A 13,158-nucleotide genomic window follows, 5' to 3' on the forward strand; every position below is an offset into this window, starting at 1 on the left:
TCGTTTTACGGGATAAGGTTCTAAAACTCAGGCGTTGGAGTAGCGTTCTGTTTCCGGCATCCAGCGGTCGATCAACGCTTCGGCAAGCTGCGGATAACGCTCATGAATATGGCGGGCAACGCGTTGTACTTCCGGGATCATCGCCTGGTCTCGCAGCAGGTCGGCGACTTTAAATTCCGCGTTGCCGGTCTGGCGGGTACCAAGCAGTTCGCCGGGGCCGCGAATTTCCAGATCTTTTTGCGCAATAACAAAGCCATCGTTGCTGTCGCGCAGCACTTGCAGACGTTTTTGCGCGGTTTTTGACAATGGGGATTTGTAGAGCAGTACGCAGTGGGAGGCTACCGCACCGCGTCCAACGCGGCCACGTAGCTGGTGGAGCTGCGCAAGGCCGAGACGCTCCGGGTTTTCGATAATCATCAGGCTGGAATTTGGCACATCCACGCCCACTTCAATCACCGTGGTGGCGACCAGCAGATGCAACTCGCCCTGTTTGAACGCCTGCATCACCGCCTGTTTTTCTGCCGGTTTCATGCGGCCATGCACCAGGCCAACATTCAGCTCCGGCAACGCCAGTTTTAGCTCTTCCCAGGTCGCTTCCGCCGCCTGTGCTTCCAGCAGATCGGACTCTTCGATCAATGTACAAACCCAGTAGGCCTGGCGGCCTTCGCTGGTACAGGCGCTACGTACACGGTCGATAATCTCGCTGCGGCGCGTATCCGGAATAGCGACGGTAGTGACCGGCGTACGGCCCGGTGGCAGCTCGTCGATCACCGAGGTGTCGAGATCGGCGTAGGCGGTCATCGCAAGCGTGCGCGGGATCGGTGTTGCCGTCATGATCAACTGATGCGGGTGAAAACCCTGCTGCTGGCCTTTTTCCCACAGCGCCAGCCGCTGGTGAACGCCAAAGCGGTGCTGTTCGTCGATAATTACCAGCGCAAGGCCGTTAAACTGCACCTGTTCCTGGAAAATGGCATGGGTGCCCACCACCATTTGCACCTGACCGCTGGCAATCGCTTCTTGCTGTGCCTGGCGCGCTTTGCCTTTTTGCTTGCCCGCCAGCCAGCCCACTTCCACGCCGAGCGGTGCGAACCAGTTGCGGAAATTGTTGGCGTGCTGCTCTGCCAGCAGTTCGGTGGGCGCCATCATCGCCACTTGTTTGCCATTGGCAATCGCCCGCAGGGCTGCCAACGCGGCGACCAGCGTTTTACCGGAGCCCACATCGCCCTGCACCAGGCGCATCATCGGCATATCCAGCGCCATATCGCGCTCAATCTCCGCGACCACGCGCGTTTGGGCGCCGGTTGGTTTAAACGGCAATGACGCCAGCAGGCGGTTTTTCAGTTCATCTCTGGTGCCGAGTGGTTGCGCATGATAACGCTGCGCGCCGGCGCGCAACGCCAGCATGCTGAGGTTGTGCGCCAGTAATTCTTCAAGGATCAAACGGCGCTGCGCCGGGTGCTGCCCGCTTTCCAGATCGCTTAGTTGCAGTGATGGCGGCGGGCGATGCAGCGTATGCAGCGCCTCTGGCAGGCTCATCATGCCTTGTGCCAGCTCCGGCGGCAGCAGTTCGCTGATGGCGCACGTCGCCAGTAATTCCAGCGCCTGGTCGGTGAGCTTGCGCAGTGTCGCTTGTTTGATGCCTTCGGTGGTGGGGTAAACCGGTGTCAGGGTTTCCTGCAATTCCGGGGTGCTGAGATCGCCCTGCACGCGGTATTCGGGATGGATCATCTCCGCGCCATACTTCCCGCGTTTCGCTTCCCCATAGGCCAGCACACGGCGACCGGTGGCGAGGCTGTTTTTCATCGCCGCGTTGAAGTTGAAAAAGCGTATGGTGAGAATGCCGGAACCGTCGCTAATCTGGCAGGTCATCATCCGGCGACCGCCGAACGTGATATTGCAGTTCAACACCTCGCCTTCCACCGTGGCGTAAACGCCAGGCAGCAGGTCGGCAATTGGGTAAAGCTGAGTGCGATCTTCGTAGCGTAGCGGGAGATGAAGCAGGAGATCCTGAACGGTATGCAGGCCGATTTTCGCCAGCTTGCTGCTCTGCGCCGCGCCGACACCGGTCAGCGAACTTAAAGGCACCGCATCGAGCAGCTTACCTTTCATTGGTTATCCCGCCGCCTGCATCGTTGCCCACCACGTTGGGTCGGCTTCGATTTGGCCTTCCGTATTTACGTGGGGGTAAGGCAGGCCTTTGCGTTTCGCGACTCTTGCCAGCACCGGATAGCCACCCTCAAACAGCAGGCGTTGCTGAACTTCATCCGGCAACATGCTGTTTTCACGTTCATACATACCGGCGTTTTGCCGCTGGCGCTGCGCTTCGTAAAGAATCAACGCTGACGCCACGGAAACATTCAGCGACTGCACCATGCCAGTCATCGGGATGATGATGTCCCGATCCGCCAGATCCAGCGCTTCCTGCGTGATCCCGGTTTTCTCCTGGCCCATCAGAATGCAGGTCGGGCGGGTGTAATCGATCTCGCGGAAATCAACGGCGTTATCAGATAAGTGGGTCGCGAGGATCTGCATGCCGCGCGCTTTCAGCACGCCGACAGCATCACCAATGGTACGGTGGGTTTTCACTTCCACCCAACTGTTGCTGCCCGCAGCAGATGAGGCCATGGTGCGCATGCGGTTGCCCGGCCAGACGGCGTGAACTTCATGCACGCCGACGGCGTCCGCAGTGCGGATAATGGCGGAGACGTTATGAGGTTTGTGAACCTGCTCCATGCAGACCGTCAGATCCGGCTGACGCCTGGCGAGCATCTCGCGGATACGCGCATAACGTTTAGAATTCATAAAGTTAGTTTCGGTTGCGGGTGACTTTTATCACATCCGGCATCACGCGGATTTTGCGCATGATATTCGCCAGATGGACGCGATCGCGCGCCGTTAGACGGATGAACGCGCTGTAGACGCGGCCATCTTTTTCTTCGGTATTCAGGCTTTGAATGTTCGACGAGGCCGTATTAATCGCTGCCGTCAGGTTCGCCAGTGCGCCCTGATGGTTGAACATATCCACCTTGATCTCGGTGATAAATTCCTGCGCGGTCTCTTTGTCCCACTCAACAGCCATGAACTTCTCTGGCTCTTTCTGGTAGCCACGAATGTTGCGGCAGGACTCATGGTGAATAACCAGCCCTTTGCCGGGACTGACGTGCGCGACAATCGGGTCGCCTGGAATGGGGCGACAGCATTTGGCAAAGGTGATCAGTACGCCGTCTGCACCTTTAATCGGCAGATGACCACCGTTTGCGCCAGCCGGTGTTTGCGTGCTCTGCACGGCTTCCCCTTGCTGCAGGTTTTTCGCAACCACGACGCTCATGGCGTTGCCGAGGCCGATTTCTGCCAGCAAATCGTCGAGCGAAGCGAGCTTCATGCGATCCAGCTCGCGCTGCACATGTTCCTGCGGGATTTCGGCCAGTTTACGGCTTCCGCCCAGCGCGTGATTCAGCAGACGGCGGCCGAGGCTCACCGAGTCGTCACGCTTGAGGTTTTTCAACATCTGGCGGATTTTGGCGCGTGCTTTCGAGCTGACGACAAAGTTCAGCCATGCGGCATTCGGGCGTGCGCCCGGTGCGGTGATAATTTCTACCGTCTGGCCGCTGGAGAGCGACTGCGACAGCGGATACGGCTGGCGGTCGACACGTGCGCCAACACAGGCATGGCCGATATCCGTATGCACCGCATAGGCGAAATCCACCGGCGTGGCGCCAGCGGGCAGCTCGACAATACGGCCTTCCGGGGTGAAAACATAAATCTCATCGGGGAAGAGATCAGATTTAACGCTCTCGATAAATTCAAACGAACTACCGGCGCTCTGCTGCAGTTCCAGCAGGCTTTGCATCCATCGCTGAGCGCGGATTTGCGCGGTGGTACTGCTCTCGCCATGCTCTTTATACGCCCAGTGCGCGGCAACCCCCATCTCTGCCATCTGATCCATATCTTCGGTACGGATCTGCACCTCGACCGGCACGCCATGCGGGCCAATCATCGAAGTGTGCAGAGATTGATAGCCGTTCGCCTTGGGGATGGCGATATAGTCTTTCACGCGGCCAGGACGTGGTTTGTACAAGCTGTGCATCTGGCCCAGAACGCGATAACAGGTATCCAGATCGTGAACAATCACGCGAAAGGCGTAGATATCCATAATCGAGTGGAAACGCTGCTCTTTCAGCACCATTTTGCAGTAGATCGAGTACAGGTGCTTTTCGCGACCGCTAACGCGGCAGGGAATACCCGCTTCCTGTAAACGCCCTTCGATTTCCGAGAGGATTTTTTGAATCATCTCTTTGCGGTTGCCACGCGCGGCTTTGACCACTTCTTTGATGACGCGATAGCGGTTTGGATATAGCGCTTCAAAGCCCAGCTCTTCGAGCTCGGTTTTGATGTGATGAATACCTAAACGGTGCGCCAGCGGGCTATAGATTTCGAGGGTTTCACGGGCGATGCGACGGCGTTTGTCCGGGCGAAGAGAACCCAGCGTGCGCATATTGTGGGTGCGGTCGGCGAGCTTGATAAGAATGACGCGGATGTCCTGCACCATCGCCATAATCATCTTGCGAAAGTTTTCAGCCTGCGCTTCTTTCTTATCCTGAAACTTGAGCTTATCAAGCTTCGACACTCCTTCCACCAGCTCGGCAACGCTTTTGCCAAACAGCTGTTCCATATCCTGGTAGGTGGCGGGGGTATCTTCAATCACGTCATGCAGTAGCGCAGCCATCAGCGTTTCGTGGTCGAGTTTCATCTCGGCCAGAATGCAGGCTACCGCTACCGGGTGCGTGATATAAGGTTCACCGCTTGAACGTGTCTGGCCCTCGTGAGCGTCACGTGCAACGAGATACGCCTGCCTGAGACGTTTGATTTGATCTTCAGGCAGATAGTGTTGAATCAGCTGATTCAGGCTTTCAAACAGATACAAGGGTGACCTGCAGGTTAATTAACGACGACCTTCAGCAATGGCGGTTACGGCCTGCAGTTCTGCGGCTTCCTGCTCTTGCTGTTCCTGGCGCTCACGGACATCGAGGATCTGGTTGTTGATCAGACCTTCTTCGATTTCGCGCAGCGCGATAACGGTGGTTTTATCGTTTTCTTCCGGGACTAACGGATCTTTACCGCCAACCTGCATCTGACGAGCGCGACGCGCGGCGACCAGCACCAGGTCAAAACGGTTACCAACTTTCTCTACAGCGTCCTGAACAGTTACGCGTGCCATACTTAAAATGCTCCACAGGTGAAGAAATGACTGGGCATGATACTGAAACCAGGCTCAGTCTGCCAATAGTTTGCTGATTAAAGCGTCATGTCGCTGCTTTTGGCGGCTCATGCGCAGACGTTCGGCGCGAATAATGGTTTTCAGATCACCCAACGCGGTATCGAAATCATCATTCACAATCAGGTAATCATATTCCGCGTAATGGCTCATTTCCGCAACTGCCTGCGCCATACGTTTCGCAATGACCTCTTCGCTATCCTGGCCGCGCCCGCGCAAGCGGCGATCGAGCTCCAGTTTAGAAGGCGGCAGAATAAAGATGCTGCGCGCCTGCGGCATACGGGCGCGAATTTGCTGCGCACCCTGCCAGTCGATATCAAGAAACACATCTACACCGGTTGCCAGCACTTGCTCAATGGCTGCGCGCGAGGTGCCGTAATAATTACCAAAGACTTCTGCATGCTCAAGAAACGCGTCCTCGCCAATCATGGATTTAAATTCATCATGATTAACAAAGAAATAGTGTTCACCGTGCACTTCACCCGGACGCGGAGCGCGCGTGGTATGCGAAACAGAAACCTGCGTATCGTATAACGGTTGGGTTTTTAGCAAAGCCTGAATGAGGCTTGATTTACCCGCGCCGCTAGGGGCGGAAACAATATAGAGCGTGCCTTGAGCCATGAGAGTCTTTTGTATGTGAATTGCGAAAGGAAACTTACATACGTGCCTATTATACACATCGGCGCTATGTGACGTAGCCTTTGTCACACTTTTTCCCGCTGAGTTTGACATTTTGAGGCCTGCTTTCCTGTTTTATTTGCAAATTTTCACAGCGGCAGTGAATTGCCGGAATCCTCCTCGCAATCTCTCTCTTTCCATGTCGTCAGCACAGCGTTGGCCACGCTATAAGAGCGGCGCTATCACAAGGAGAAGGGATGATGTGGAAAAGAACCGGATTCGCGGTGTGTTTGTTGCTATGGAGCCTGTCCAGCCAGGCGGTGTGTCCAGTCTGGTCACCATCTAGAGCGCAAGATGAGGTTAACCGCCTTCAGCAGCAACTTGCCCAGTGGAATGAGCACTACTGGAAGCAGGGCGCAAGTGAGGTAAGTGACGCTGTTTACGACCAACTCAGCGCACGGCTGGCGGCGTGGCAGCGCTGTTTTGCGCTTGAACCTGCAAATTCAACACCTGTCTTACCCAGCGGCAGTGTGAAACATCCTGTCGCTCATACTGGTGTACAAAAGCTGGCGGGTAAGCAAGCACTACAGCGCTGGATGACAGGAAAAACCGATCTATGGGCGCAACCAAAAGTGGATGGTGTCGCTGTGACGTTAATCTATCGTAATGGTGAACTGACACAGGCAATCAGTCGCGGCGATGGACTGGCTGGTGAAGACTGGACGGCAAAAATACGTGCTATCCCATCGATTCCTGAAAAAGTGAGTGGTGCGCTGGCGAATAGCGTATTGCAGGGTGAACTGTTTTTACGCACGGAAAACCATATTCAGAAACAGGCCGGTGGGCTTAACGCCCGCGCAAAAGTTGCGGGTACAATGATGCGCCGCGACGAGCCCGCCATTCTCAATGATCTGGCGTTTTTCGTCTGGGCTTGGCCAGACGGCCCGGCAACGCTGGCGCAAAAGTTAGCGGAACTCAGCAAAGCGGGGTTTAGTGACGAAGTGCAATATAGCGTGCCAGTGAGCACTGCAGAAGACGTGGAAAAGCTTCGCAGCCTTTGGTTTACCTCGGAATTGCCTTTCGTCACCGATGGTGTTGTGGTGCGCTCTGGAACCGAACCGGCGGGAAATACCTGGCTGCCGGGGCAGGGTAATTGGGTGGTGGCATGGAAATATGAACCGCCCGAGGAAATTGCAACGGTAAAAGATATTCAGTTTGCCATTGGGCGTACCGGTAAAATCTCCGTGGTGGCTCTGCTGGAACCGGTTCGACTCGATGATAAGCGCGTTCAGCGGGTCAATTTGGGTTCTGTCAGACGCTGGCAGGAGCTGGATGTTGCGCCTGGCGATCAAATCGCTATCAGCCTTGCCGGTCAAGGGATCCCACGCATCGACAGTGTGGCGTGGCGTTCACTTGTTCGCGATAAACCTGTTCCGCCTGCGCCACGTTTTACCCCGTTGACCTGTTTTTATGCTTCTGCGGAATGTCAGGAGCAATTTATTGCTCGCCTGGTATGGCTCAGCTCGGCAAAAGCGCTGGGGATTGAGGGGCTTGGCGAAAGTGGCTGGAGGGGATTGAATCAGGCGCATCACTTCGAACATCTTTTTTCCTGGCTGGCGCTGACAAAAGAGCAATTACAGTCGACGCCTGGCATTTCGCCGGAACGCGGTTTACAGCTCTGGCATCGCTTTTCGCTGGTACGAGAAAAACCGTTTATTCGCTGGCTTATTGCACTGGGAACACCGCTACCGCAGTCTGCCCTGAAAGTCACTGGCGACACAACATGGCAGCAAATGCGCACACGTAACGAAAAGGAGTGGCAACGTTTCCCGGCAATTGGTGCTGAAAAGGCCCGGCAGATCGTTGCCTTTATGCATGCTCCCGAGATTGAACAACTTTCGGCTTGGTTAGGCGAACAAGGAATAAAAGCGTTTCAGTGAGTGCTGTGCTTGTAGTGGAACACGGGCAAGCCGAGCCTCCAGCGGATAGCCAGTAACCGCGTAATGAAGCCAAACAGCAACGTTGCAATTACCACCATATCGTGGCTGGGAATCATATGACCAAGAACGATATAGAGCACGGCAGAGGCAAAGGCGATCCCAGCGTACAGCTCTTTCTGGAACACCAGCGGGATACGCTTACAAAACATATCCCGCAACACACCGCCGAACACTCCGGTGACCACAGCGGCAATCACGGCGATAACCGGGCCTTCACCCATGTCGAGGGCAATCTGCGCCCCGATAATGGAAAACACCACCAGCCCCAGGGCATCAAGCACCAGAAATAGACGGCGCAGATGCGGCATCACTGGCGCGAAGATAGTCGTTAATACTGCCGCGACGGCAACGATAACGACATATTCCGGGTGCTTTACCCAGCCGAGCGGGTAGTGACCAAGCAGAATATCGCGTACCGATCCGCCGCCCAGCGCTGTTGCTGTGGCGATAATTATCACGCCAAAGGTATCCATTCTGCGACGGCCTGCAGCCAGAGCGCCAGTCATTGCCTCGGCTGTAATGCCAATCAGATAGAGAATATGTAACAGCATGCCCGCCCCCGTAAATCAGAAGCGGCAGGGTAGCGATTTATACACAGGCATACGATTGAGATTTTCTAAGGAGCGATATTTTGGATAAGTTTCACTAATGCGATATGCAGGATATTAATAGGCTTATCTATATGATTTAAAAATTTAAAATAATTGGAAAATGGCTGATAAACGGCAGCGATTAATAAAATTGAGCATAAGTAAATTACAGGCGGCATGATAAATAAAAAGGCCCCGTCGGGCCTTTTCAACATGTTGCAGAGAGATTACTCAATATTCTGGATCTGCTCGCGCATTTGCTCAATCAGTACCTTGAGCTCGATAGCGGAGTTAGTTACCTCTGCGTTAATCGACTTGGATGCCAGCGTGTTCGACTCACGGTTGAACTCCTGCATCATAAAGTCGAGACGGCGGCCAACTGCTTCTTTTTTCTTCAGAATGTTGTAAGTTTCTTTAACGTGCGCTTCGAGGCGATCCAGCTCTTCGGCGACATCGATGCGCTGTGCCATCAATACCAGTTCTTGCTCAAGGCGGTTATTCTCAAGCTGCACCTGCGCCTCTTCCAGCTTGGCGACCAGGCGCTCGCGCTGCCATTGCAGGATTTCTGGCATATGAGCGCGGACTTTGCTGACTTCGGTGCTCACGCCTTCCAGACGCTGTTCAATCAGCCCTTTCAGCGCCTGACCTTCGGTTTCACGGGCAACGATAAAATCATCCAGCGCGCCGTCAAGTGCGGCGAGGATCTGCGCTGCGATGGCGTCCAGATCCTGCTCTTGCGCAGCCATTACGCCTGGCCAGCGCAGAATATCAACCGGGTTAATTTCTCCTTCATCGCTCTGCATTTTGACCCAGTTCGCCGCATTCACCAGCTGTTTAGCCAGTTTTTCGTTCAGGATCAGTTCGCCTTGCGCACTGGCATCTGGCTCAAAACGGAGATTACACTCCACTTTACCGCGCGTCAGACGGCTACGGAGACGTTCACGGACAACCGGTTCGAGGCTGCGAAATTGCTCCGGCAGGCGGAAGTAAGTTTCCAGATAACGCTGGTTAACCGAGCGCAGTTCCCAGGAGGCAGAGCCCCATTCACCCTTGATTTCACGCCGGGCATAGGCGGTCATACTGCGGATCATAGACGTTCCCGTTTTCAAAGAGAGATGCGGGGATTATAGCTTTCGTGGCCTTATCAGGATAGGAATAACCTTGGTAAGCCAGTATAATGCGCAGCCACATTCGATAAGCCGGAGAAATTATCATGCGTCCAGCAGGCCGTAGCGCCAACCAGGTGCGCCCCGTCACCCTGACCCGTAATTACACAAAACACGCAGAAGGCTCCGTGCTGGTTGAATTTGGTGATACCAAAGTACTGTGCACTGCGTCCATCGAAGAGGGCGTTCCGCGCTTTCTGAAAGGCCAGGGCCAGGGCTGGATCACCGCCGAATATGGCATGCTGCCGCGCTCCACCCACACCCGTAACGCGCGTGAAGCCGCAAAAGGCAAACAGGGCGGGCGTACCATGGAAATCCAGCGTCTTATCGCGCGTGCGCTGCGTGCAGCGGTTGATTTGAACGCGCTGGGCGAATTTACCATTACGCTTGACTGCGACGTCATTCAGGCCGATGGCGGCACGCGTACCGCATCAATTACCGGCGCGTGTGTCGCGCTGGCGGACGCGCTGAACAAACTGGTCGCTGCCGGGAAGCTGAAAACCAATCCGATGAAAGGCATGGTTGCTGCGGTCTCCGTGGGTATTGTTAATGGCGAAGCCGTTTGTGATCTTGAATATGTGGAAGACTCCGCAGCTGAAACCGACATGAACGTGGTGATGACTGAAGACGGTCGCATGATTGAAGTTCAGGGTACGGCGGAAGGCGAGCCCTTCTCCCATGAAGAGTTACTCACCCTGCTGGCGCTGGCCAGAGGGGGGATCGAATCGATTATCGCGACGCAGAAGGCGGCGCTAGAAAATTAATTTTAAGGGCGACTGATGAGTCGCCCTTTTTTTTGCGCTTTATACTTCACGCGGTTTCTTTGTCGGCTGCCGCGACTCATACCTGCGCTATTCTCCAGGTATGATTTACGTGGTCTGCACGAGGTCGCGCGACGTATTTTGCGTAATCTGTAAATAATGAAAAGTGAGATGAGGAGCGGATCCATGAAAGCGTATCAGCGTCAGTTTATTGAATTTGCGCTTAACAAGCAGGTACTGAAGTTCGGCGAATTCACGCTGAAATCCGGGCGTAAAAGCCCCTATTTCTTCAACGCCGGGCTGTTTAATACCGGGCGCGATCTGGCTCTGTTAGGGCGTTTTTACGCCGAAGCGCTGGTGGATTCCGGTATTGATTTTGATCTGCTGTTTGGCCCGGCTTACAAAGGTATTCCTATCGCGACCACCACGGCTGTGGCGCTGGCGGAACACCACGAGCGCGATGTGCCTTATTGCTTTAACCGTAAAGAAGCCAAAACCCACGGCGAAGGCGGCAATCTGGTGGGCAGCGCGTTGCAGGGTCGTGTCATGCTGGTGGATGACGTAATCACCGCCGGAACGGCGATTCGCGAATCGATGGAGATTATCCAGGCGAACGGCGCAACGCTTGCTGGCGTGCTGATTTCTCTGGATCGCCAGGAGCGTGGTCGCGGTGATATTTCGGCGATTCAGGAAGTGGAACGCGATTATGGCTGCAACGTGATTTCGATTGTTACGCTCAAAGAATTGATTGCCTACCTGGAAGAGAAACCGGAGATGGCCGATCACCTGGCCGCTGTGCGTGCCTACCGCGAACAGTACGGCGTTTAAATGTGTTCCCGGCAGACGACTGCCGGGTCCGTTTTACAGCAGCTTTGCGCCCTGAGTGTTTACATAAAGTGAATAGACCGAGGTGCTGGAAGCCATAAACAGGCGATTGCGTTGTTCGCCGCCAAAGCACAAGTTAGCGCAGCGCTCCGGCAGGTGGATCATTCCAATCGCTTTGCCTTGCGGATTGAACACGCGCACGCCGTCCAGCTCTTCTGTACCCATTCCCCAACCGCACCACAGATTGCCATGCACATCAATGGCAATGCCATCTGCCGTGCCGTTACCGCAATCGATATGTACCCGCCGGTTTTTTAGCTGATTACCTTCGATATCCCACGCCAGAATTAAGCGATTGGGCGTCGCGCGGCTTTCCACCACAAACAGCGTTTTTTCATCCGGCGAGAAGCAGATGCCGTTTGGCCCTTTAACATCGCCCAGCACCACTTCCAGCTTGCGGGTTTCAGGATCCAGGCGGTAAACGTTTTGCGGCAACTGCGGTGTGGCTTTGTGCCCTTCATAAAAACCAGCAATGCCAAATGGCGGATCGGTAAACCAGATGGAGCCGTCGGATTTCACGGCAATATCGTTCGGCGAATTCAGCGGCTTGCCATCGTAGCTGTCTGCCAGCACCGTGATCGTACCGTCATACTCTGTGCGCGTAATGCGTCGGGTATCGTGCTCACAGCTGATTAAACGCCCTTGTCTGTCGCGGGCGTGGCCGTTGGCGTTATTGGATGGCTGGCGAAAAATGCTGGTTGCGCCGGTAGCTTCATCCCAGCGCATGACCGCGTTGTTGGGAATATCGCTCCACAACAGCATGCGGGTATCGCCAAACCAGACGGGCCCTTCTGCCCAGCGGCATCCGGTTGCTATCTGTTCTACTTTGGCGCTGGAAACCATATAGTCGCGAAAGCTGTCATCCAGCGCGACGATGCTGGGATCGGGATAGCGGGCCGAGGGTGCCCAGGCGGCGATACTCTTTTGGCTTAGAAGTAACGATGCGGTGGCAATACCGCTGAGTTTAAGCAGTTCCCGACGTGATGTTGCCATCAAGCGTCTCCTTATTTGTAGGGTATTTATGAGGATATTTCGCTTAAGTGGAAAGATACTGCCAGAGGGAGGGTAGGGGATCCACGACGCCACAACATCTGGCATCTTAACGAATTACGTTGGGCTTTTTCACAGAGTGCGGGGAAATGAGAATGCAGCCGCAAGGGCTGCATGAGGTATTACTGTAATTGTGCGGCCAACAGCGGCCAGCGGGCGTCGAAATCTTCGGTCGGGCTGTATTTAAACTCGCTGCGCACAAAGCGCGACAGCATCCCTTCGCAAAACGCCAGCAGCTGGCTTGCCAGTAACGTTTCATCCGTCACGTAGGCTTCGCCTTCACGCATCTTGCGTTCGCGCAGCACCTGGCGCAGCTGCGCTTCAATGCGTTCGAACAGCTGGCTAATGCGCCCTTGCAGGCGGTCTTGTTCGAACATCAGCGCATGGCCGGTCATGATGCGTGTCAAACCCGGATTACGTTCACCAAAGCCCAGAATCAGCAGCACAATCAAACGCAGACGCGCAGTGGTGTCTTTCTCGTCTTTTAAAATCAGGTTGATACGGGTAATCAGGCTATCTTCGATAAATTCAATCAGACTGTCGAACATGCGCGTTTTACTGGGGAAGTGGCGATACAGCGCCGCTTCAGAAACGCCAACGGACGCCGCCAGTTTTGCCGTCGTAATACGCTGGCTTCCATCGCTGGATTCCAGCATCAACGCCAGAGATTGAAGTATTTCCTCGCGACGATTCCTTTTCGCAGTTTGTTTTTCTGCCATGTTCCAAAATACCCCTGAAAATAAGCACTTGTCAGGCGAGCAACCACAGGGCGACCGCAAACGGAGTGCGTTTGCGGTGATGTTATCGCGTTAT

Annotated in this window: 12 protein-coding genes; 3 read left to right on the top strand and 9 right to left on the bottom strand. The window is 54.8% G+C overall.

Going from position 1 to position 13,158, the window contains the following annotated elements:
* Positions 1-27: 27 nt before the first annotated feature.
* Genes recG through gmk form a run of 5 tightly spaced genes read right to left on the bottom strand, consistent with a single transcriptional unit; the run spans position 28 to position 5,896 of the window.
* Positions 28-2,109 (bottom strand): ATP-dependent DNA helicase RecG, encoded by a 2,082-nt coding sequence (recG, locus tag JKP81_RS07140; protein WP_200551183.1) that lies wholly within the window; start codon positions 2,107-2,109, stop codon positions 28-30.
* A gap of 3 nt (positions 2,110-2,112) precedes the next feature.
* Entirely contained in the window at positions 2,113-2,802 is a 690-nt protein-coding gene (gene trmH / locus JKP81_RS07145; protein WP_200551184.1) for a tRNA (guanosine(18)-2'-O)-methyltransferase TrmH, read from the bottom strand.
* A 4-nt stretch (positions 2,803-2,806) separates the two neighbouring features.
* On the bottom strand, positions 2,807-4,924 hold the full coding sequence (gene spoT / locus JKP81_RS07150) for a bifunctional GTP diphosphokinase/guanosine-3',5'-bis pyrophosphate 3'-pyrophosphohydrolase (RefSeq protein WP_200551185.1): 2,118 nt from the start codon (positions 4,922-4,924) through the stop codon (positions 2,807-2,809).
* Positions 4,925-4,942: 18 nt separating this feature from the next.
* Entirely contained in the window at positions 4,943-5,218 is a 276-nt protein-coding gene (rpoZ, locus tag JKP81_RS07155) for a DNA-directed RNA polymerase subunit omega (protein ID WP_007369481.1), read from the bottom strand.
* A gap of 54 nt (positions 5,219-5,272) precedes the next feature.
* Positions 5,273-5,896, bottom strand: a complete 624-nt coding sequence (gene gmk, locus JKP81_RS07160) for a guanylate kinase (RefSeq protein ID WP_020455761.1) — start codon at positions 5,894-5,896, stop codon at positions 5,273-5,275.
* 257 nt (positions 5,897-6,153) lie between these two features.
* Between gmk and ligB the strand changes: the two genes are divergently transcribed.
* Entirely contained in the window at positions 6,154-7,833 is a 1,680-nt protein-coding gene (gene ligB / locus JKP81_RS07165) for an NAD-dependent DNA ligase LigB (RefSeq protein ID WP_200551415.1), read from the top strand.
* Here ligB and JKP81_RS07170 read toward each other — a convergent pair.
* Together JKP81_RS07170 and JKP81_RS07175 are read right to left on the bottom strand one after the other, a co-directional pair.
* On the bottom strand, positions 7,827-8,444 hold the full coding sequence (locus tag JKP81_RS07170) for a trimeric intracellular cation channel family protein (RefSeq protein ID WP_200551186.1): 618 nt from the start codon (positions 8,442-8,444) through the stop codon (positions 7,827-7,829). The genes ligB and JKP81_RS07170 overlap by 7 nt on opposite strands.
* Positions 8,445-8,710: 266 nt before the next feature.
* Positions 8,711-9,574, bottom strand: a complete 864-nt coding sequence (locus tag JKP81_RS07175) for a YicC/YloC family endoribonuclease (RefSeq protein WP_020455758.1) — start codon at positions 9,572-9,574, stop codon at positions 8,711-8,713.
* Between the two features lie 122 nt (positions 9,575-9,696).
* On the opposite strand from JKP81_RS07175, the gene rph reads away from it, so the two are divergent.
* Complete coding sequence (gene rph, locus JKP81_RS07180) at positions 9,697-10,413, top strand: ribonuclease PH (protein WP_017458165.1); 717 nt, start codon at positions 9,697-9,699, stop codon at positions 10,411-10,413.
* Between the two features lie 183 nt (positions 10,414-10,596).
* The gene (gene pyrE / locus JKP81_RS07185) at positions 10,597-11,238 is read left to right on the top strand and encodes an orotate phosphoribosyltransferase (protein ID WP_200551187.1); all 642 of its coding nucleotides are present in this window, start codon (positions 10,597-10,599) and stop codon (positions 11,236-11,238) included.
* 33 nt (positions 11,239-11,271) lie between these two features.
* Here pyrE and JKP81_RS07190 read toward each other — a convergent pair whose 3' ends face one another.
* Both JKP81_RS07190 and slmA read right to left on the bottom strand, forming a co-directional pair.
* Positions 11,272-12,288 carry an SMP-30/gluconolactonase/LRE family protein gene (locus JKP81_RS07190; RefSeq protein ID WP_200551188.1) on the bottom strand — a complete coding sequence of 339 codons (1,017 nt, stop codon included), beginning with the start codon at positions 12,286-12,288 and terminating at the stop codon, positions 11,272-11,274.
* Positions 12,289-12,467: 179 nt separating this feature from the next.
* Positions 12,468-13,064: a nucleoid occlusion factor SlmA gene (gene slmA / locus JKP81_RS07195; RefSeq protein ID WP_097406397.1), complete on the bottom strand. Its 597-nt coding sequence runs from the start codon at positions 13,062-13,064 to the stop codon at positions 12,468-12,470.
* Positions 13,065-13,158: the final 94 nt, after the last annotated feature.

Origin of the sequence: Kosakonia sp. LAM2021, from assembly GCF_016620385.1 — a bacterium.
Taxonomy (GTDB): Bacteria; Pseudomonadota; Gammaproteobacteria; order Enterobacterales; family Enterobacteriaceae; genus Kosakonia; species Kosakonia sacchari.

Coding starts and splice junctions, on each gene's coding strand:
- rph (WP_017458165.1), top strand. CDS start 9,697: ATGCGTCCAGCAGGCCGTAGCGCCAACCAGGTGCGCCCCGTCACCCTG.
- recG (WP_200551183.1), bottom strand. CDS start 2,109: ATGAAAGGTAAGCTGCTCGATGCGGTGCCTTTAAGTTCGCTGACCGGT.
- gmk (WP_020455761.1), bottom strand. CDS start 5,896: ATGGCTCAAGGCACGCTCTATATTGTTTCCGCCCCTAGCGGCGCGGGT.
- slmA (WP_097406397.1), bottom strand. CDS start 13,064: ATGGCAGAAAAACAAACTGCGAAAAGGAATCGTCGCGAGGAAATACTT.
- trmH (WP_200551184.1), bottom strand. CDS start 2,802: ATGAATTCTAAACGTTATGCGCGTATCCGCGAGATGCTCGCCAGGCGT.
- pyrE (WP_200551187.1), top strand. CDS start 10,597: ATGAAAGCGTATCAGCGTCAGTTTATTGAATTTGCGCTTAACAAGCAG.
- JKP81_RS07170 (WP_200551186.1), bottom strand. CDS start 8,444: ATGCTGTTACATATTCTCTATCTGATTGGCATTACAGCCGAGGCAATG.
- JKP81_RS07190 (WP_200551188.1), bottom strand. CDS start 12,288: ATGGCAACATCACGTCGGGAACTGCTTAAACTCAGCGGTATTGCCACC.
- ligB (WP_200551415.1), top strand. CDS start 6,154: ATGTGGAAAAGAACCGGATTCGCGGTGTGTTTGTTGCTATGGAGCCTG.
- JKP81_RS07175 (WP_020455758.1), bottom strand. CDS start 9,574: ATGATCCGCAGTATGACCGCCTATGCCCGGCGTGAAATCAAGGGTGAA.
- rpoZ (WP_007369481.1), bottom strand. CDS start 5,218: ATGGCACGCGTAACTGTTCAGGACGCTGTAGAGAAAGTTGGTAACCGT.